This window comes from Neisseria sp. (assembly GCF_030523955.1).
In the GTDB taxonomy this organism is placed as follows: domain Bacteria; phylum Pseudomonadota; class Gammaproteobacteria; order Burkholderiales; family Neisseriaceae; genus Neisseria.
In genome coordinates this window covers 1-20,464 of record NZ_JAUNHL010000002.1, presented here as the reverse complement: position 1 = coordinate 20,464, position 20,464 = coordinate 1, and the positions used below count along the sequence as shown (strand labels likewise).

The 20,464-nt window shown below is 51.3% G+C and carries 20 protein-coding genes and 1 pseudogene; 19 read left to right on the top strand and 2 right to left on the bottom strand.

Translation table 11 applies throughout. The features are described 5' to 3' along the window. Position 1 precedes the first annotated feature (1 nt). Genes Q4C79_RS00645 through Q4C79_RS00620 form a run of 6 tightly spaced genes read left to right on the top strand, consistent with a single transcriptional unit; the run spans position 2 to position 5,747 of the window. A complete protein-coding gene (locus Q4C79_RS00645; protein WP_303089100.1) occupies positions 2-547 on the top strand; it encodes a DUF3486 family protein in 546 nt (181 codons plus the stop codon). After that, the gene (locus tag Q4C79_RS00640) at positions 544-2,046 is read left to right on the top strand and encodes a terminase family protein (RefSeq protein WP_303089099.1); all 1,503 of its coding nucleotides are present in this window, start codon (positions 544-546) and stop codon (positions 2,044-2,046) included. Before Q4C79_RS00645 ends, Q4C79_RS00640 begins: the two co-directional genes overlap by 4 nt. Beyond that, positions 2,046-2,867, top strand: coding sequence for a hypothetical protein (locus Q4C79_RS00635; protein ID WP_303089098.1), 822 nt, complete (start codon positions 2,046-2,048; stop codon positions 2,865-2,867). The genes Q4C79_RS00640 and Q4C79_RS00635 overlap by 1 nt, the downstream gene beginning before the upstream one ends. A gap of 2 nt (positions 2,868-2,869) precedes the next feature. Further along, the gene (locus tag Q4C79_RS00630) at positions 2,870-4,393 is read left to right on the top strand and encodes a DUF935 domain-containing protein (RefSeq protein WP_303089097.1); all 1,524 of its coding nucleotides are present in this window, start codon (positions 2,870-2,872) and stop codon (positions 4,391-4,393) included. Continuing rightward, positions 4,390-5,307 (top strand): phage minor head protein, encoded by a 918-nt coding sequence (locus Q4C79_RS00625; protein WP_303089096.1) that lies wholly within the window; start codon positions 4,390-4,392, stop codon positions 5,305-5,307. The genes Q4C79_RS00630 and Q4C79_RS00625 overlap by 4 nt, the downstream gene beginning before the upstream one ends. Beyond that, positions 5,304-5,747 (top strand): phage virion morphogenesis protein, encoded by a 444-nt coding sequence (locus Q4C79_RS00620; RefSeq protein ID WP_303089095.1) that lies wholly within the window; start codon positions 5,304-5,306, stop codon positions 5,745-5,747. Before Q4C79_RS00625 ends, Q4C79_RS00620 begins: the two co-directional genes overlap by 4 nt. A 122-nt stretch (positions 5,748-5,869) precedes the next feature. Here the strand turns inward: Q4C79_RS00620 and Q4C79_RS00615 are convergent, their stop codons facing one another. Beyond that, positions 5,870-6,286 (bottom strand): GNAT family N-acetyltransferase, encoded by a 417-nt coding sequence (locus tag Q4C79_RS00615; RefSeq protein ID WP_303089094.1) that lies wholly within the window; start codon positions 6,284-6,286, stop codon positions 5,870-5,872. Further along, positions 6,283-6,963, bottom strand: a complete 681-nt coding sequence (locus Q4C79_RS00610; RefSeq protein ID WP_303089093.1) for a sulfite exporter TauE/SafE family protein — start codon at positions 6,961-6,963, stop codon at positions 6,283-6,285. The genes Q4C79_RS00615 and Q4C79_RS00610 overlap by 4 nt, the downstream gene beginning before the upstream one ends. Between Q4C79_RS00610 and Q4C79_RS00605 the strand changes: the two genes are divergently transcribed. The 13 genes and pseudogenes from Q4C79_RS00605 (at position 6,962) to cls (ending at position 20,233) form a co-directional block, all read left to right on the top strand. Continuing rightward, complete coding sequence (locus tag Q4C79_RS00605) at positions 6,962-7,141, top strand: hypothetical protein (protein ID WP_303089092.1); 180 nt, start codon at positions 6,962-6,964, stop codon at positions 7,139-7,141. The two genes, Q4C79_RS00610 and Q4C79_RS00605, sit on opposite strands and share 2 nt — an antisense overlap. 107 nt (positions 7,142-7,248) lie before the next feature. Beyond that, the gene (locus Q4C79_RS00600) at positions 7,249-7,791 is read left to right on the top strand and encodes a hypothetical protein (RefSeq protein WP_303089091.1); all 543 of its coding nucleotides are present in this window, start codon (positions 7,249-7,251) and stop codon (positions 7,789-7,791) included. 366 nt (positions 7,792-8,157) lie between these two features. Next, positions 8,158-9,192, top strand: coding sequence for an ABC transporter substrate-binding protein (locus Q4C79_RS00595; RefSeq protein WP_303089090.1), 1,035 nt, complete (start codon positions 8,158-8,160; stop codon positions 9,190-9,192). 330 nt (positions 9,193-9,522) lie between these two features. Beyond that, positions 9,523-10,428, top strand: coding sequence for an ABC transporter permease (locus Q4C79_RS00590; RefSeq protein WP_303089089.1), 906 nt, complete (start codon positions 9,523-9,525; stop codon positions 10,426-10,428). Further along, a complete protein-coding gene (locus Q4C79_RS00585; RefSeq protein ID WP_303089088.1) occupies positions 10,425-11,219 on the top strand; it encodes an ABC transporter ATP-binding protein in 795 nt (264 codons plus the stop codon). Before Q4C79_RS00590 ends, Q4C79_RS00585 begins: the two co-directional genes overlap by 4 nt. A 236-nt stretch (positions 11,220-11,455) precedes the next feature. Continuing rightward, on the top strand, positions 11,456-12,838 hold the full coding sequence (locus Q4C79_RS00580; protein WP_303089087.1) for an MATE family efflux transporter: 1,383 nt from the start codon (positions 11,456-11,458) through the stop codon (positions 12,836-12,838). Further along, entirely contained in the window at positions 12,835-13,857 is a 1,023-nt protein-coding gene (gene murB / locus Q4C79_RS00575) for a UDP-N-acetylmuramate dehydrogenase (RefSeq protein ID WP_303089086.1), read from the top strand. Before Q4C79_RS00580 ends, murB begins: the two co-directional genes overlap by 4 nt. Positions 13,858-14,024: 167 nt before the next feature. Further along, positions 14,025-14,681: a TetR/AcrR family transcriptional regulator gene (locus tag Q4C79_RS00570; RefSeq protein ID WP_303089085.1), complete on the top strand. Its 657-nt coding sequence runs from the start codon at positions 14,025-14,027 to the stop codon at positions 14,679-14,681. Between the two features lie 90 nt (positions 14,682-14,771). Continuing rightward, a complete protein-coding gene (gene hisC, locus Q4C79_RS00565) occupies positions 14,772-15,839 on the top strand; it encodes a histidinol-phosphate transaminase (RefSeq protein ID WP_303089084.1) in 1,068 nt (355 codons plus the stop codon). Positions 15,840-15,974: 135 nt separating this feature from the next. Beyond that, positions 15,975-16,556 (top strand): annotated as a pseudogene (gene hisB / locus Q4C79_RS00560) (imidazoleglycerol-phosphate dehydratase HisB); the annotation flags it as partial. 419 nt (positions 16,557-16,975) lie between these two features. Next, on the top strand, positions 16,976-17,533 hold the full coding sequence (locus Q4C79_RS00555) for a hypothetical protein (protein WP_303089082.1): 558 nt from the start codon (positions 16,976-16,978) through the stop codon (positions 17,531-17,533). A gap of 345 nt (positions 17,534-17,878) precedes the next feature. Continuing rightward, positions 17,879-18,499 carry a LysE family translocator gene (locus Q4C79_RS00550; protein WP_303089081.1) on the top strand — a complete coding sequence of 207 codons (621 nt, stop codon included), beginning with the start codon at positions 17,879-17,881 and terminating at the stop codon, positions 18,497-18,499. Between the two features lie 267 nt (positions 18,500-18,766). Then, complete coding sequence (cls, locus tag Q4C79_RS00545) at positions 18,767-20,233, top strand: cardiolipin synthase (RefSeq protein WP_303089080.1); 1,467 nt, start codon at positions 18,767-18,769, stop codon at positions 20,231-20,233. The last annotated feature ends 231 nt before the right edge of the window (positions 20,234-20,464 follow it).

Below are 20,464 nucleotides of genomic sequence, written 5' to 3'. Positions count from 1 at the left end.
TATGGCCAAACGCAGCACCATCGAGCAACTGCCCGAAGCCGTCCGCCATGAGTTTGAACGCAAACTGGTGGAAAACGGCTTTTCAGACTACACCGCCATCGCCGAATGGTTGCAGGAGCAGGGCTACGAGATCAGCCGCTCCGCCGCGCACCGCTACGGCCAAAAAGTACAACGCCGCTTTGCCGCCATCAAATCCAGCACCGAAGCCGCCCGATTGATTGCCGAAGGCGCGGCCGACGAAGGCGACACCCGCAGCGAAGCATTGATGGCCATGCTGCAAACCGAACTGTTCGACGCGCTGGTGCAAATCGGTGAAATGGATAACGAAGAATTGAGTGCGCTCGACCGTTTCGGCGTGATGGCCGAGGGCGCGAAAAAGATCAGCGGCCTGATTTCCGCCAGCACACGCCTGAAAGAGTATCAGGCCAAGGTTAAAGCCAAAGTGGCGGCCGCTGCCGAAGATGTGGCCAAGCAGGCCAAAAAAGGCGGCTTGTCCGACGAAGCCGCCGAGGCCATCCGCAAACAGATTTTGGGTATTGCAACATGAGGCCGTCTGAAAGCAAAACCGAAGACCGCACGCCGATGGCGCTGCTGCCGTACCAGCAGGCATGGTGCGCCGATCAGTCGCCAGTCAAGTTGTGCGAAAAGTCCCGCCGTATCGGTTTGAGCTGGGGCGAAGCCGCCGACACCGCGCTGTTGGCGGCTTCATCGAAAGGCATGGATGCCTGGTATATCGGCTATAACAAAGACATGGCCTTAGAATTTATCCGCGACTGTGCCAACTGGGCGAAGCATTACCAGCTGGCCGCCGGCGAAATCGAAGAAACCGAAGAAGTGTTTGTCGAAGGCGACGACCGCCAATCCGTGCTGGCTTTTGTGATCCGTTTTGCCTCCGGCTGGCGGGTTACCGCCCTGTCCAGCCGCCCCAGCAACCTGCGCGGTAAGCAGGGGCGTGTGATTATTGACGAGGCTGCGTTCCACGACCAGCTCGGCGAGCTGCTCAAAGCGGCAATGGCGCTGCTGATGTGGGGCGGTCAGGTGCATATCATTAGCACGCATGATGGTGTCGACAATCCGTTCAACGAGTTGATTACCGATGTTCGCGCCGGTAAAAAACCGTACTCCATCCACCGCATCACATTTGATGAAGCGGTAGAGCAAGGCTTGTACCGCCGCATCTGCCTGCGCCTTGGCCGCGATTGGACGCCCGAAGGCGAAGCCGCGTGGTGCAAAGAAATACGCGATTTTTATGGGGAGGATGCCAGCGAAGAGTTGGACTGTGTTCCCAAAAACGGCGGCGGCAAATGGCTCAACCGCGCTCTAATCGAAAGCCGCATGAGTCCGTACACACCCGTTATCCGTTACGACCAAACCGACGCCTTCGGCCTGCTGCCCGAGCATATCCGCGCCGCCGAAGTGTCCGACTGGATTGCCGGCACACTGCAACCGCTGCTCGACGGCCTCGATAAAACCCGCGTGAGCTTTGTCGGTGAAGACTTCGCCCGCTCGGGTGACCGCACCGTGGTGGTGCCGTTGCTGCAACAGCAAAACCTGATGCTCAAACCGCCGTTTGTGTTGGAGTTGGGCAATATGCCGTTCAAACAGCAGGAGCAGATTATCGGCCACCTGCTGCACGGCCTGCCCAACCTGCGCGGCGCGGCGTTCGACGCACGCGGCAACGGCCAGTCGCTGGCAGAAGCCATGCAGGACAAATTCGGCGTGAGTATCGTCGAGCCGGTCATGTTGTCCGAAAACTGGTATCGGCTGCATACCGCCCAATTTAAAGCCGCACTGGAAGACGGCACGCTCGACGGCCTGCCGAAAGACGAGGATATCCTCAACGATTTAAGAGCGTTCGAGCTGATTAACGGCGTGCCGCGCATTCCCGCCGCCCGAACCAAGGGCGCAGACGGCCAAAAACGCCACGGCGACGCGGGCATCGCCTTTGTTCTGGCGCATTATGCCAGCCGCGAACTGAATACCGGCCCCGTCAAAGTGTCCAGCCGCAAAGCAGGCCGACGCAGTCGTTTCACCAACGGATTCTGATGATGACAAAACCTTTAATAATCAGCTTTTCCGGTGGTCGAACCAGTGCATACATGGCTTATCTCATTTTGAATGATTCTGAGATGCTGCAAAAATATGAGCCTTTTTTGGTGTTTTCAAACACAGGCTGCGAACATGAAAAAACACTGGAATTTATCCATAATTTTGAAGTGTTTTTTAAATGGCCAATTATCTGGCTAGAGGCAGTCATCAATCCTAAAAAAGGCTTTGGAACGCGGCATAAGGTAGTGGATTTCCATACCGCATCACGTAATGGCGAACCATATGCTGCAATGATTGCAAAATACACCAAGCCAAATATTGCCAATCCACATTGCACACGCGAGCTGAAGCTGGCTGTTATTAATTCTTGGGCGCGCGAGATGTTCGGTACAGTTGGTGTGGATACAGCAATAGGTATCCGCGCTGACGAAATGCGCCGAGTAAAAGAAAGTCGAAAAATTATTTATCCTTTAGTAGATAAGTGGCCGTCTGAAAAACAGGACGTTTTGGATTTTTGGCAAAAACAGCCGTTTGATTTGGAAATACCTGAACACCTTGGGAATTGTGTTTGGTGTTTTAAAAAATCAGATACTAAGTTACTCAAGGCTCTGCAAGATGCGCCTGAATACTTCCGGTTTCCCGAAGAAATAGAGAAACAGTATACGAATGGGCGAAACGGCAGGCGTGTGCATTTTTTTAGACAGCACCGCGACGTTCAGGATTTGAAAAAACTGAAAGATTTAATCGGTCACGTTTCTGATGATTACCTTAACGAGGGTGGCTGTTCAGAATCGTGTGAATTTTTACAGGCATCATGAAAATGAACAAACCCCATTTCAAACTCAAAACCACTGCTGGCACCGTTGCCGCCAAGCCTGAAAACCTTACCGCCCATATGGCCGTTATGCGGCAGTTTTTCGGCGCCGGCGGCTTCGGCGGCCTGCTGCCCAACCCCGATTTGGTCTTAAAAAAGCTCGGCCGCCGCAATATCGCCGTCTACCGCGAGTTATTGGGCGATGCCATCGTTGCCGGCCACGTACGCCGGCGCAAGGCGGCGGTAACCAGCATGGAGTGGCGTCTCGAAGATGACGGTGTATCGCCCGATGCCGCACGCCTGATAGACGGTTTGCTTGCCGATATCGATATTTATCAACTGATCAATAGCATTCTTGATGCCGCCATGTTCGGCTATCAGCCATTGGAGGTTATTTGGCAGGCCGGAAAGCAATGGCTGCCCGCCAAAATCATTGCCAAACCGCAGGAATGGTTTGAGTTCGATGCCGACGGCCAACTGTATTTCACTGCCGCCGGCACGGATTTCGGTCAGCGCGAACCCGTTCCTGCCTATAAATTCCTCTGTCCGACCCACAACGCCGGCTACACCAACCCCTACGGCACGGGTGACCTGTCTTGTGTCTATTGGCCTACCGTGTTCAAACGCGGCGGCCTGAAATTCTGGGCGGAGTTCGCCGAAAAATTCGGCGCACCGTGGATTATCGGCCGCGAGCCGCGCAGCAACACCAATGCCGACACCGAAAAACTGCTCGATGCGCTGGAGCTGTTGATTGGCAATGCCGTCACCACCATTCCCGATGATTCGTCCGTCGAAATCAAAGAAGCGGCTGGCAAACAGGGTAGCGCCGACGTGTACGACCGGTTTATCCGCTATTGCCGCTCGGAAATTGCCATCGCCTTGCTCGGTCAAGACCAAACCACCGAAAAAGACACCAACCACGCCAGCGCGGCGGCAGGTTTGGAGGTTACGGAGGACATCCGCGACAACGACTGCCGCATCGTCGAGGGCTGCATCAACCAATTAATCGACTGGATTTTTGAGCTTAACTACGCCGCCGGCACGGCGCGCCCGAAATTTGTGTTGTACGAGTTAGAAAAGGGAGACAAAACGCTGGCCGAACGCGACCAGATTTTAGTTAATTGCGGCGTCAAACTGTCCGACAGCTACTGGAAACGGGCTTACAACCTGTCTGATGATGATGTTGAGGCAATTGATGCTGCCGCGTCGAAAGTTGCGACACCGCCACTTTTGCCCAATCAGGCCGACGTACCGGAATTTGCCGAAAGTTTGTCCGAACAAGCCGATGCAGGCACCGTTATCGACACGCTCGCGCCCGATACAGGCCGTCTGAACGCACAAGGCCAAGCCCTGACTGAGGCTTTGGTCGACAATCTGAAAAAAGGCGAAACCGCCGACAACCTGCTCGACCGTTTGACCGATGCCTATCCGAATATGGACGATAAATCACTGCAAAACGAGCTGGCGCGGCTGATTTTTCTGGCCGGGCTGGTCGGCAGGGTTGAAGCTGCGGAGGAAATGGGCCGATGAACCCCGAAGACATTAAAGCCGTGTTCGGTATGCAGCCCGAAGCCGCCGTTGCCTACCTGAAGCAAAAAGGCCATCAAGTATCTTGGGACTGGCAGGATATGCTCGATGATGCCCACGCCACCGCTTTTACCGTTGCCAAAACCGCCAAAATGGATGTTTTGGACGATATATATAGTGCGGCACTTAAAGCATTGGAAAACGGTCAAACGCTGGAGAAATTCAGCCAAGAACTGACCCCCATACTTCAAGCAAAAGGCTGGTGGGGGCGCAAAGACGTAGCCAACCCCGATACCGGCGACGCCCAAAACGTACAGCTCGGCAGCCCGCACCGCCTCAAAACCATCTATCTTACCAATATGCAGTCGGCCTACATGGCCGGCCGCTACGCCGAGATGATGGAGAGCATCGACACCCACCCGTATTGGGAATATGTAGCCATCAACGACAGCCGAACCCGCGCAAGCCACCGCTTGCTTCATGGCAAGGTGTACGCTGCCACCGATCCCGTGTGGAACACCCTCTATCCGCCGCTCGACTACCGCTGCCGCTGCCGCGTCAAGCCGCTTTCCGAATCGCGCGGCGCGGCCAAAGTGCAGCCCAGCCCGCCGCTTGAAACCGTTACCGTCGATATCGGCACCAACGAATACACCGGCGAGGCACGCTACGGCCAGCGCACCGGCATCCGCATCAACGGCACCTTCGTCGCCCCCAACGTTGGTTTCAACGCCAACCAAGGCCAAGCCATGCTTAACCGCATGGCACGCGTTGCCGCCGACAAAGCCCAAGCCGTACACCCCGACATCGCCCGCACCGCCTTAACAGACATGATGGCCGACAACCGTTTCAAAAAAGGGCTGTCGGCCAGCAAAACCGCCTTGTCGTGGGTGCTGGATTTGATAAAGGGCAAAAAATGATAACCATCGACCTCGACAGCAAAGACCTGCAACGCGGCCTTGGCCAACTGCTCCAAAACGCCACCGACACCCGCCCCATGATGCGCGCCATAGCCGCCGAAATGTCCTCCCTCACGGAAGACAACTTTGAAAGCGAGAGCTGGGGCGGCAAAAAATGGTCGCGCAGCCGGCGTACGGCAAAAAACGGCGGAAAAACCCTGCAACTCTCCGGCCAACTCGCCGCCAGCATCAGCACCCAAGTCGGCAACGACTTTGCCCGCATCGGCAGCAACAAAAAATACGCCGCTATCCACCACCTCGGCGGCCAAGCAGGCAAAGGCAGAAAAGCAACCATCCCCGCCCGCCCATACCTTCCCATCAGCGGAACAGGTCAACTTCAACCCGGAGCCGAGCGCACACTCGTAGACATTACTTTAAAAGCACTAAAAAAAGGGGTATAAAAAAATAAACGGGCCAAATCTTAGCCCGTTTATTTTGTTTCATCAGGTGAAACTGTTTTACAAAACACCCATCCCACCCAATCCCATCTAATCCTCTTTAATCCCAATTATCGCGCCCACCCTTATATATTTATCTCACAGGGTTTCAAGCGGCGCTTATCCCAAAATGCATTACCGTTGTGATTATCACGGTAAATCAACAGCGCCACTTTTTGTATCTGTTGCGTTCTTAGCGCTTGCAACGCAGCATTCACCAGTGCATCGGCAATGCCTCGCCGTTGTGCATCGTGTGCAACCGCCAGATGATAAATAAAGCCGCGACGACCGTCGTGCCCGGCCAGAACGGTGCCGACCAGCCGGCCTGAACGTTCGGCGATAAAACAGCTTTCCGGATTGCGCTGAAGATAGCGTGTGATGCCTTCAGGCGAATCGTCCTCAGAATGGAGACCCATGCCGGGGGTGGCAGTCCATAATGCATGGGCTGCGGAGTAATCGGCGGGTGTCATCAGGCGGATAAGGGCGTGAGCAGAAGTATTCATTGCGGTGCGAACAGGAAAAAGCGCATCAGTTGCCAAGCCGCCCAAGCGGCGACAAATAAGCCGGCAATCAGGCGTACGTTGCGGTTTTGCAGAAAACCTTTCAATTGGCCGGCCAACAGGCCGACCACCAATAAGTTGGGCAGCGTACCCAGAGCAAAAGCCAGCATATATAAACCGCCCTGAACGATGTTGCCGCTGCCTAAGGCATACAAAGAAGCGCTGTAGACCAAACCGCAGGGCAGCCAGCCCCACAGCATGCCTACGGCGAAGCTGGCCGGAACGCTGCGGATGGGTAAGAGACGGTTGAGCAGCGGATTGAGGCGGCGCCAAACCGGTTTGCCGAGGTTTTCGATGTTGCGGGCCAAGCCGGAGATACCGGCCAGATAGAGGCCGACGAATAGCAGCAAAAGATGGGCGGCGACAAACAAGCCGTTTTGCAGCATGCGGGTTTGGTCGAGCGAAATACCGATTTGGCCAATGGCACCCAGCAGCAGCCCGATGGCGGTGTAGCTGGTGATGCGGCCGAAGTTAAGCAGCACAATCAGCCAGAAACGGTTGATATGCGGCGGCAATTGCAGGGCAAATGCCGAGGAGAGACCGCCGCACATGCCGACGCAGTGACCGCCGCCGAAAAAACCGATTAAAAACAGAGTGAGCAAAGTGGTGTCGTATATCATGGCCGAGCGCTGGTTTCGGAAACGGAAGGCCGGCGAACCGGCGGGGATATTGAATTTTATTTTATCTGCTTTTGCCGGCGGCAGTAAGGCAGTTGGCGCAAACTTTTGTCTCGTCCGGCTGCTGGATATTCTCGGCCGCCAAGGTCAAGTTCGTATGAAAAACGGTAAAATATATTGAAGACAGGCGGTTACAGAACGAATAAAGCTGTGAAAAGCTTGCAGATACAGTAAAATAGCGCCTATTTATTTTCTTTTAATGACCAGAAACACCAGATTATCAGCAATATGAAGTCACACATCTATCCTTTAACCCACCGGCAATCTTTTGCCTTTTATATGGCAGCCGTATCGGTGGTCGGCTTTATTTTGATGATACTGGCCCTGCTGGTGAATTTTATGGCCGGCGGCGGCAGTAACCTGAAATACGGGTTGATGGTGTTCCTGTTTATTTGTTTGTATATGGCGGTGGTTACCCTGTTTGCCGCGCGCGCGCACTGCCGTGAAGCCGACGGTAAGCGCTATTTGGTGATGTTGGACGATTTGGGCGTGCGTTGGGCATATTACGATGCGCAAGCTGCTGCCGCCCATTTCAAGCCGAGCGATGAATTTTACGTACAACAGGATTTTTCGTGGGAACAAGTGCGCGACGTTCAAGTATTGCGCCATAACTGGCCGCGCCGCTTTGGAAGGGTGGTGTTGAATTTGGCTCCCCAAGAGGCTGAAGCGCCGGATGAAATCGCAGAATTAAATCTGATGTATTTTGAAAATAACGAAACGGCCGACAGCTTCGCGGAAGAGGTTTTGTATCGTTTTGTTAAAAGCCGCTGAATATTGCGGCATTGTCGCGATATTTGCCTAAAGCTGGCAAAACTTGCCGGATTGCTTATAGGAAATGCCTGTCTGAAAGCTTTCAGACAGGCATTTTTTATGCATTTTGTAGGTGAGTGTAACTGATTGTAGAGAATTGTGTAAAAAATAATATAATTTTATTGATAATGGTTTTTTCGATTTAATATTCTGTTTTTTAGAAATTATTGGTATTATTGTTGTTAATATCGGGAAAAATTAGGTGTCTTATAATGGCAAGAAAGCGCCTGATGCGGTTGATATGGTGGAAAAACGGATGCTTTTTTTAACGACTTGCAATAATATCCTTTCCAGTTCGTTAATGATTTGGAAAATACGAGGAATATTATGGTACGTCATGCTGCTCTCCCTTTAAGCGTTTTGGCCGCATTGGTTTTAACTGCCTGCTCCCCGGCTGAGAAAAAAGCCGAGGCGCCTGCCTCAGGTTCTGTTCCTGCCGCTTCCGGCGCTGCGCCTGCGGCAGGTAATAAGAAAGTGGCGATTACTGCCATTGTCGAACATCCCGCTTTGGATTCGGTGCGAAAAGGCGTATTGGACGAGTTAAAAGCACAGGGCTTTGAAGAAGGCAAAAACCTGACCGTCGACTTCCAAAGCGCACAAGGCAGCACCGCCAACGCTGCGCAGATTGCTAAGAAATTTGCCGGTGATAATCCTGATGTAATCGTTGCGATTGCAACGCCGAGCGCCCAATCGGTGGTGGCGGCGACCAAAACCATTCCGGTGGTTTATTCTGCGGTAACGGATCCGGTAGCCGCCAAGCTGGTGTCCAGCTGGCAGCCTTCGGGTACCAATGTAACCGGTGTTTCCGATGAGCTGCCGCTCGATCCGCAAATCGATTTAATGAAAAAAATCGTACCGACGCTGAAAAATGTCGGCTATGTATACAGCCCGGGCGAAGTGAATTCCACTACCGTGTTGGAACAGTTGAAAACCAAATTGGGCGGCCAAGGCTTGAACGTGGTCGCCGCGCCGGCGCAGCGCTCTTCCGATGTGCTGACCGCAGCACGCAGCCTGCAGGGCAAGGTGGATTTGATTTATACCTCTTTGGATAACAACGTGGTTTCTTCTTACGAATCGCTCTATAAAGCGGCGGTGGAAATGAAAACCCCGCTGATTGCCGCCGATACCGATTCGGTAAAACGCGGCGCAGTGGCGGCTTTGGGGGTGAACTATTATGATTTGGGCAAGAAAACCGGTAGCGTTGTGGTTGAGATTCTGAACGGTAAAAAAGCCGGCGAAATTGCGTCTTCGCGTATGGATGCCGCCAATCTTGATCTGTTTGTCAGCAAGAAAAATGCAGCGGCAGAGGGCATTACTTTGCCTGAGGAAGTGTTGAAAACAGCCAAAGAAGTGCAGGAATAAGGTGGTTTCTGCCGCTTGACCAATCGGCTGGCTTCGAGGGCGGCCGATTGTATCAATCGCTTAGATTCAAAATGATACGGTGCAAGCCGCCCGCACTTTTTTGAATCTAAGCGACTGTGTTTTCAGACAGGCATTTAACGATACGGTTGGTGAGTTGGAGTAGCAACCAATGCCTGTCTGAAAATCAAAGGGCAGATAAGCTTATCTACTTGTGCGGTTTTAATTTTAGAGAGTCTTAGGTAAGCATCCGATTTGCTCCGTACCGAGCTTGCAGATGTAGGCGGCGGAAGTGCAATTCGAGCTTTTTTATCCGCAACAGAAAGATTTTCCATGAGTTTGATTGCGTTTTTCGGCGGTATCGAAACCGGCCTGATTTATGCACTGGTTGCATTGGGGGTACTGATTTCGTTCCGCATTTTGGATTTTCCCGATTTGACGGCAGACGGCAGCTTCCCTTTGGGTGCGGTGGTGTTCGCCGTGTGCGTGATGGCGGGGGTAAATCCGTGGCTGGCTTGTGTATTTGCTGCGCTGGCCGGTGCGCTGGCCGGTATGGTGACGGCTTGGCTGCATGTATCATTCAAAATTCTGCCGCTGTTGGCCAGTATTCTCGTGATGGTGGCGCTCTATTCGGTCAACCTCAGGATTACCGGCGGCACGCCCAATTTGCCGCTGATTGGTGCGCCCAGCGTGTTTTCGCCTTTTGTCGCCTCCGATTTCAGCAACCAGTTTTGGATACAGCCGCTGATTATTGCCGGCTTCGTGGTGTTGGCCAAAGTCTTGCTCGATTGGTTTTTCAACACCAAAACCGGCCTGGCGATGCGGGCGACCGGCGTGAATGCGCGTATGGCCAAGGCGCAGGGCGTGGCGACGTCTAAAATGATTTTGCTGGGCATGGCGATTTCCAATGCGCTGATTGCGCTGGGCGGCGCTTTGTTTGCGCAGACTACCGGCAGCGCCGATTTGGCCAGCGGCATCGGTACCATCGTGATCGGTTTGGCAGCGGTGATCATCGGTGAGAACCTTTTGGGCAGCAAACGTATTTTGTGGATTACTTTGTCGGCCATTCTCGGGGCGTTGGTATACCGCTTGCTGATTGCTTTCGCATTGGGCAACGATTTCTTGCAGGGCTTGGGTGTGCGACCAACCGATTTGAACCTGATTACTGCGGTTTTGGTGGTGATTGCCTTGCGTTTACCGGCGATTAAACGCAGTTTGAAAAGGAAACAGTTATCATGATGCGTGCGGATAATTTGAAAGTCACCTTCAATGCCGGTACGCCGATTGAAAACCCGGCGATGCGGGGCATGAGTCTGCATATTCAGGACGGTGAGTTTGTCACCGTAATCGGCAGCAACGGCGCCGGTAAATCGACGTTTTTGAACGCGATTAGCGGCGATTTGCCGGTAGACAGCGGTACCATCGAAATCAACGGGCAAGATGTTACCCGCTTGCCGGCCCATAAGCGGGCGCATTTGGTGGCTCGGGTGTTTCAGGATCCGCTGGCCGGTACCTGCGAGGCGTTGAGCATTGAAGAGAATATGGCACTGGCTTATTCGCGCGGCGGCAAGCGCGGTTTGACGTTTGCGCTGAACAAGGAAAACCGCGAACTGTTCCGCGAGAAGTTGTCGATTTTGAAGCTGGGTTTGGAAAACCGGTTGACCGACCGCATCGGCTTGCTTTCCGGCGGCCAGCGCCAAGCCGTGAGCCTGCTGATGGCCAGCTTGCAGCCGTCTAAGATTCTGCTTTTGGATGAGCATACCGCGGCCTTGGATCCGAAAACCGCGGCGTTCGTATTGGAGCTGACTGATCAGATTGTGTCGGAAAACCGGTTGACGGCGATGATGGTTACCCACTCGATGCGCCAGGCACTTGATCACGGCAGCCGCACGGTCATGCTGCATCAGGGCAGGGTGGTGTTGGATGTATCCGGCCAACAGCGTGCAGGGATGGATGTGCCGGACTTACTGGATCTCTTCGAGCAGACACGGGGCGAGAAAGTATCGGACGACGCCTTGTTATTGGGTTAAAATAACCACTGCCACAGCCCCGCGGGGCTGTTTGTTTATCATTTAGTCTGGTTGTTTTTTCAGACAGGCATTGCAGTTGGAATGCCTGTCTGAAAAAACGATGGGGTTTCAATCGGTTTCAGACAGGCCTAGCCGAATCCGGTAAACAGGAATGCCTGTCTGAAAAAATATTTTGAAACCAACGATACCGGATACTCTGCGCTTTCGCGCAGCTTTTTAATTTTGCGGAATTTTTTATGTTACTCGACATCAACCGTTATTCGCCGACCGTATTTTGGCACGAGGCCAAAGAATTGGTGAAGCTGGCGATGCCGATGATGTTGGCGCAGATTGCCGCAGTCGGCGTAGGTTTCGTTGATACGGTGATGGCGGGGGCGGCTGGCAAGGACGATTTGGCGGCGGTCGCGCTCGGCTCTTCGGCTTTTGTGACCGTTTTCGTGACCTTATTGGGAGTGATGACGGCGCTCAATCCCACGATTTCGCAATTGTGGGGGGCGGGCAAGCACCGCGAAGTCGGCGAAACCGGTAGGCAGGGCTTGTGGTTCGGCTTGCTGTTGGGCCTTATCGGGATGATATTGCTGTTGGCTGCCATTGCGCCGTTTATGGCCTATCTTGATCTATCCGATAAGGTGGAACACATGCTGGCGTGGTATCTGGGCTTTGTCGCGCTGGCGATGCCGGCGGCGATGCTGCACCGCGCTTTGCATGCATACGCCTCCAGCCTGAACCGGCCCAAACCGATTATGTGGGTGAGTTGGGCGGCGCTGTTGCTCAATATTCCGCTCAATTATGTGTTTGTTTACGGCAAATTCGGTATGCCGGCTTTGGGCGGTGCCGGTTGCGGCCTGGCTACTTTGCTGGTGTTTTGGTTTAATGCGGCGGCCTTGTGGCTGTATGTGAAAAAACAGCATTATTTCAAACCGTTCGGTTTGGCCGGCGGCTACTCCCGGCCGGATTTCGGTGCGATGAAAAAATTATGGAAACTGGGTTGGCCGATTGGTTTTTCCTATTTTCTGGAAGTGAGCCTGTTTTCCTTTATCGTGTTTCTGGTGGCCAAATTCGGAGCGGACCAAGTAGCGGCGCAGCAGATTGTAATCAGCCTGATTACGCTGATTTATATGATTCCGCAGGCCATAGGCACGGCGGCCACGGTTCGGGTGGGCTATACGCTGGGGCGCGGACACCGTGTGCGGGCGCGCTATATTTCCGGCGTGGCGGTGACCTTCGGCGTGATATTGGCTTTGCTGACCATGGTGGTGATGATCGTGCTGCGCCATCCCTTGGCCAGCATGTATACTTCCGATGAGGCGGTGCTGGCGCTGGCGGTGCAGGTGTTGTGGCCGGCGGCCTTGTACCAATTGTTTGATTTTACCCAGTGTATCGCTTCTTATGCTTTGCGCGGTTATAAGGTTACCAAAGCGCCGATGCTGATACACGGTATTTCATTCTGGGGCTTGGGACTATTGCCGGGTTATTGGCTGGCCAACGGCGGCGGTATGAATATTTTCGGTTTTTGGGTGGCCTTGATTGTATCGCTGGCGGTGGCGGCACTGTTATTAATATGGGTATTGGAAAAACACAGTTTGGCCGTAGCGGCGGATAAAGGATGGCAGCAATGAACGTACAAAAAAATGTTGATTTGAAACCGTTCAATACCTTCGGTTTGCCGGCCAGGGCAAAGTATTGGTTGGAATTGGCTGATGCGGTGCGGCTGCCTGAAGTGTGCGCTTTGCCCGAATTCGAGCGTGAACGGGTATTGTGGCTCGGTGGCGGCAGCAACGTATTGTTCGACGGCGATTACGATGGTTTGGTGGTGCATATGGCCAATCTCGGTATCCGTGAAATCAAACGGGAAAACGGCAAGGTTTGGTTGCAGGCGCAAGCGGGCGAAATCTGGCACGATTTTGTGCTCAAAACGCTGGATCTGGGCTTGAGCGGCCTGGAAAACCTCAGCCTGATTCCGGGTACGGTCGGCGCGTCGCCGGTGCAGAACATCGGTGCTTACGGGGTGGAAGTGAAAGAAGTGATCGATTCGGTGCACTGCTTTGATTTGGACAGTGGCCGCTTCGTAGAATTGAGTAATGCCGAATGCGAATTTGCCTACCGCGAAAGCATCTTCAAACAATCCGCCAAAGGCCGCTATGTGATTGCGGCGGTAACGTTTGTTTTAAATGAAAACTTCGTGCTGAAGGCGCGCTACGGCGATTTGGCCGCGGTATTGCAGACCAACTGCGGCGACCGTGTGCCCGGTGCGAGAGATGTATCGCAGGCGGTATGCCAAATCCGTTCTTCCAAACTGCCGGATCCGGCCGTATTGGGCAATGTCGGCAGTTTTTTCAAAAATCCGGTGGTATCGGCATCCGATGCAGCGGATTTGCTGGCGGAATATCCGGATATGCCGCATTATCCGCAAGCCGACGGTTCGGTAAAATTGGCGGCCGGTTGGTTGATTGACCAATGCGGCTTGAAGGGCTATCGGATTGGCGGCGCGGCGGTGCACGACAAACAGGCGCTGGTGTTGGTTAATCAAGACAATGCTTGTGCCGAAAATGTAAAGGATTTGGAAAAGTATATACAGGATTGCGTTAAAAAACGCTTCGGCGTGGTTTTGCAGGCGGAACCTAATTGGTTACGCTAGTCATTATGGTGTATGATAGCGATTCATCATATTTCGAGTAATTATTCGCGATTGGCCGAAGGGGAATGCAGTTTTCCGGCAGGATAGTGTTCGGAATCCGATGCTGATCACTTAAATCACACAACCGGGCAGGGGAAGCCCGGGTAGAAAAATAAGGGAATAAAATCATGGCTAAAGAGCCTCGTCAAAATACTTACACCAAAATCATTGAAGCGAGTTTATTACTGTTCAACGAAGAAGGTGAACGGCAAATAAGCACCAATCATATCGCTGCATACTTGGGCATCAGCCCGGGTAATCTCTATTATCATTTTCGCAATAAAGACGAAATCATCATCCAACTCTATAAGCGTTACAGCGAAGAGTTGCTTGCTTTGCTGACCGATCGCCCACTACCTTTGAGCATCGTGGAATTGGTGGAATATCTGGCCGGTGTCTACAATATTATGTGGCGCTACCGTTTCTTGTTCAGCGATGTCAACTCGCTGCTTTCGCGCAGTAACGAACTTTTGGGCGAATACCATGATTTCACCCAAACCCGTATTGCGCCGCTGATGGTGCGCCAGCTTATCTCTTTTGCAGAGATGGGCATCATCCAAGGTACCGAAGAAGAAATGCGCAGCTTGGCGATGAATATGTGGATTATCACCAAATACTGGTTCGATTTCGACAGCTCCATGCGCGGTCGTATGGGATTGAGCGAGGACTCGAAACTGCGCGGTATCGAGCGCACGTTAAGCTTGCTGCGCCCCTTCCTCAATCTGGAATATCTGGCAGAATTCGATCAGGTGATGGCAGAATTGGCTGAACCTGTTGAAGGATAATCTGGTATGGACATGCCCGTATTACGGGCGTAAGCGCTGATTTTATGATAAATTAGCGCTTTTCTTTTGCTCGTTGTCAGAGAGAGTATCATGAGTGTGTCCGATATTATCCGTACCGATATCCAACAAATGACGGCTTATGCTGTCGCCGCCCTCCCGCCGGGTGCCATCAAACTGGATGCGATGGAAATGCCTTACCGCTTGCCCGAGGCTTTCAGACAGGCATTGGCGGCTAAATTGGCGGATGCGCCCATCAATTATTATCCCAATGTCGCCACTTGCGGTTTGCAGGAGACATTGCGCGATACCTTCCAAATACCGTCTTGCGCCCGGATAGCGCTGGGCAACGGTTCCGACGAGTTGATACAGATGATCAGCTTATTGGTGGCCAAACCTGATGCTGCGGTGTTGGCGCTGGAACCAAGTTTCGTAATGTATAAACATAATGCCGCGTTGTTCGGTTTGAATTATGTAGGCGTGCCGTTAAATGAAGACTTCACCCTGAGTCTGCCATCAACGTTGGCGGCAATAGAACAGCATCAGCCGGCGCTGGTTTTTGTTTCTTATCCCAATAATCCGACCGGCATCGCTTTTGAGCGTAAGCAGGTTGAAACCATTATCGAAGCGGCACCGGGGGTGGTGGTCATTGATGAGGCTTACGGTTCGTTTAGCCGCGACAGCTTTTTGCCGCTGGCAGGCAGCATGGAGAAACTGGTGGTGATGCGTACGCTCAGTAAAATCGGCTTTGCCGGTTTGCGCATCGGTTATGCAGCAGGCCATCCTTCGGTTATCGATGAGCTGGCCAAAATCCTGCCGCCTTACAATATGAACCAGTTGAGCTTGGCAACCGCTCATTTTGCTTTGCAGCATTACGATTGGGTATTGGAGCATGTGGATATTTTAAAACGGCAGCGTGTACGTATGCAGCAGGAGTTGGCGAAGTTTGACGATGTTGAGGTATTTGATAGCGAAGCCAATTTCATTACCGTGCGCGTGCCCGATGCGGATGCTTTGTTTACTGCTTTAAAAGAACAAGGCATTCTGATTAAAAAGTTGCACGGAGGCCATCCTTTATTAAACCAATGCCTGCGCTTCACCATCGGCACGCCGGAGCAGAATAACCGCGTATTGGAAGTGGTAAATGCTTTTTTCGGCTAAAAGTTACTTGGAATAAAATCTGGTTGCCGGCAATGGCTGTTTAGCCTTATTTAGTTTTTGAATCATTATTCATAAAGTACCGATTTCAGAATATTTGATAAACCATTCACAGGAACATTCATTATGCGTACCGCAACCGTCGCCCGTAATACCAGCGAAACCCAGATCAGCGTCAGCATTAATCTGGACGGCACCGGTAAAGCCAAATTCGATACCGGCGTGCCTTTTCTGGAACATATGTTGGATCAAATCGCCCGCCACGGTTTGATTGATTTGGAAATCACTTGCCGGGGAGATCTGCATATCGACGATCATCATACGGTAGAAGACATCGGCATTACACTAGGGCAGGCACTGAAGCAGGCATTGGGTGACAAAACCGGTATCCGTCGTTACGGTCACAGCTACGTGCCGTTGGACGAAGCGCTGAGCCGCGTGGTGCTCGATTTGTCCGGCCGGCCTGGGCTGACTTATAACATCGAGTTTACCCGCGCCATGATCGGTAAATTTGATGTGGACTTGTTCAGCGAATTTTTTCACGGCTTAGTCAATCACAGCATGATGACGCTGCATATCGATAATTTGCGCGGCTACAATGCACACCATCAGGCTGAAACGGTATTTAAGGCTTTCGGCCGTGCTTTGCGGACGGCAGTGGAATACGACGAGCGCATGGCGGGCAAAATGCCTTCCACTAAAGGGACATTAACTGCGTAAAATCGCTCTATTCTTGAAATAGAATGAGCATATTTGTTAGATTCCGGTTTTAAAATGTTAATATAGCGTTTGTTTTAATGATAAACAGGTTAAACCGTTGGTAATTACCAACGGTTTAACCTGTTGTTTTGTAGATTTGTAACATGAAATTTGATTATCTCAAGATTGCATTGTTAGAATGTTATCAAGATGAATTGGAATAAAAGCAAATGTCGCGGTGAGACGAGCTTGAAATATTCTGATTAATCCTTATTTGTTCGATGTTTTTCCGATTGAAGATGAGTTTGTGCATTTTTAAACATGTAAGGAGAAACAGATAAAAAAGAAAAAATTTTGTAGTTGTTGTAGTTTAATTTCAAAGCAGGTGTTTTAAGTCGCATTGTTTTGTAATCATACACAACGGGAATGGGAGCAAAAATATGACACACAATCCATACACCACTCGTAATATTTGGTATTTTACTAACCATCGCCAACAGGCGATTCTGGATATGATTAAAATTATCGCCGTTTTCGGTCTGCCGATTCTGGCCTGCGGCGGGTTAACTGTCTTTGTGGTTGATACTCGAGGATTTGGCCCGCTGGCGATGACTTGCTTGAGCCTGACCATGATTATTCTTTCTATGGTGGTGGCGTTTATGTGGCGCAGTTGGCTGTCGCTCAAAGGTTTTCGCATGGAAGAAAACTATATCGCCACCGATGAAGAAGGTTTGGTCGTGTGCGAGCGCGGTGAAATCCGTCGTTTTGCCTGGTCGGAAATCCGTACCGTACATGAATTTTATGCACTCGGTTACGGTTGCAATCTGAAAATCGTGTTGAATCATGTGATGCCTAACGGCTTGTATGAGCACTATCTGTTTAATGTCGACGGTGTGCCTAATGCCGCCAAAATTTACGGTACCGAATCGATGATGTGGCAGATTGACGAAGCTTGGCAAAAAGCAATTTCCTCCGGTATTGCCGTTTCACATATTTAAGAAAACGGTGCCGAAAGTCCGGCAAACGGTAAGAGTACTTTTACCTGTTGGCTGAATATCAAACCTACACTCTAAGCCGCAGACGGTATTTCCGCTGCGGCTTGGTTTTTGGGATGTTAAAGCCGATATTCATCAGTTATAGCGGATTTAATTAATTTTCGATACAAGGAGCAAGCCGCAGACAGTACAAGTAGTACGACAAGGCGCAGCAACGCCGTAGCGAAAGTTAAGTTAATTCGCTATATCAACATTTTCACTATGGCTAATGGTAAACTTTCGGATAGTTCTTGGGCGGCAATGCCTGTCTGAACGTTATTCTTCCAACATTTCATCCAGAGAAACCTAATGCCGTTAGAAACTTGGCTGTTGTTTGTGAGTACAACGTTATTGATTTCCGCTACACCGGGTTCAAATATGCTGTTGGCTTTTCAGTTCGGTTTGAATTACGGGTTCCGTAAAACCTTATGGACTTTGGCCGGTTTGAGTTTCGGCCTTTTATTGCTGCTGCTGGTATCGCTGGCGGGCATCGGCCTGCTTAGCCGCCAAGCTCCTTTGTTGTTCGACGGTTTAAAGGTGCTGGGAGCGCTTTATCTGGCGTATTTGGGTATCCAGACTTGGCGTAAGGCGGCAGAACCGATGGGTAGCGTAGGGATGCGTATTCAGCCTTCTGCGGCCAAACTTTTTCAGACAGGCATAGCGGTGTCGCTTTCTAATCCTAAGGCGATTCTGTTTTTTGCTGCGTTTTTTCCGAAGTTTCTCAATATTCAGTTGCCTATGATGCCGCAATATCTGATTTTAACGCTGACTTTTTTTGTGATTGAAACCACTTGGCAGCTTATTTATACCGTCGGCGGCAAAACATTGGCGGCATGGTTGCAGCAGGGGCGACGGCTGATGTGGCTTAACCGGTTATGTGGTTTGATTTTTATATTGATTGCAGTGGGTTTGATTTACGATATGTTGTAAGCAAAATGCCTGTCTGAAAAAACTAATGCTTTATTTTCAGACAGGCATGGCATAGGGCTTGAGATGAATGTAGTGGTGTGGTCGATTGGGGTGGATTTCGGTTTTTTGCGGAAGCATTTTATATCTACCCGCGTCGTTGTTGCGTCAAAGTCCGAAGAAAGCGTTAAAGCGGCAACAGAATCGATTTTGTACGGCTTGTGCTGTCGGCGGTTTGCTGCTTGGCGGCGACAATCAAGTGTGCGTTATAAATGAAGGAGGCGGGTGTTGATGGAAAGCTGGTTATTGTTACTGCACATTTTATTGGCATTATTGTTTGGTTTGCGGGTGCTGTATGTACAAAAAAATACCGGTACCGCTTTTGCCTGGCTGATTTTGCTTTTGTTACTGCCGGCAGCGGGCGCATTACTGTATCTGTTAATCGGCGAGCCGCGGTTGGGGCGGCGGCGGGATAAGCGCAGCGCTGAGATTACTGCGTTTTTCAAAGCATTCGGCAGCCGCTATCTGACAGATAACTACGGCAAGGTCGATGAGTGGGAAATCAAGGCTTATAACGGCATTGAACGGATTGCCGGCAGTAATACCGGTATGGATGTTACGGTGGGGAACCGGCTGGAATTGCTGCATACCACTGATACTATTCTTGAGCATATGCTGGCAGATATACGCGGTGCGCAACACTCTTGCTTGTTGGAGTTTTATATTATTGATCCGCAAGGCCGTATTACCGCTTTGTTGCAGGCGGTGATGGAGGCGGCCAAACGGGGTGTAGATTGCCGGATTCTGGCCGATGCGGTCGGTAGCCACGGCTTTTGGCAGGGTGAATGGCCGGCCAGATTGCGTGCAGCAGGCGTGGATGTGCAGATTGCCTTGCCGGTTAGTGCTTGGCGCAGCTTTTTTACCCGTACGGATCTGCGTAACCACCGTAAGCTTTTAATCGTCGATCATCAGGTCGGCTATACCGGCAGTTTCAATTTGGTTGATCCGCAGTATTTCAAGCGCGATGCAGGTGTCGGGGAATGGGTGGATGTGATGATGCGTTGTCGCGGGCCTCTGGTGTGGCAAATGGCAGCCGTGTTTTATGCGGATATGATGCTGGAGAAAGATGAAAGCTTGGAAACGGCGCAAGCGAGGATGGGATCATTAAAAACTTTTCTGCCGGGAAAAGAGCAAATCGTGGCGGCGGGTGGCGTAAACGTGCAAGTAGTGCCTTCTGCGCCGGATCAGGCGGAAAAAGTGATTTACGATACCTTGTTGTGCGCCTTATATAATGCTGAGCGCAAAGTGGTGATTACCACACCGTATTTTGTGCCGGATGATCCTTTGTTGACTGCACTAACCACGGCAGCGCGGCGAGGTGTCGAAGTAACTTTGGTGCTGCCGTATAAAGTGGATTCCGTTATGGTGCGCTATGCTTCGCAGGCTTATTACCCGATGTTGTTGAAAGCAGGTGTTAAAATAGCCTTGTTTAAAGAAGGTCTGTTGCACGCCAAAACGATGACGATAGATGATAAGTTGAGCCTGTTCGGTACCGTCAATATGGATATGCGCAGCTTCTTCCTAAATTTAGAAGTAAGTTTGGCGATTTATGATGAAGCTATTACTCAAATGATTTTGCAACAACAACAGGCTTATCTGGCGAAATCGGAATATGTAACCGTAAAAGCATGGAAAATGCGATCAAAATGGTGGAGCTTGGTAGAGAATAGCGTGCGCTTGGTAGGGCCTTTGTTGTAAGGTATCGGCAGTAAGTTAAGGGATAAAATAGGTGCTATAGCAGATTAACTTAACTTTCGCTACGGCGTTGCTGCGCCTTGCCGTACTACTTGTACTGTCTGCGGCTTGCTGCCTTGTATCGAAAATTAATTAAATCTGCTATATTTTTGGAATGGTACTCATTTTATCCCTTAGCCTAGGGTCTGTCGACAATTAACCGGCGAAGCGGTTTTTTGAGGCTTGAATTGACAA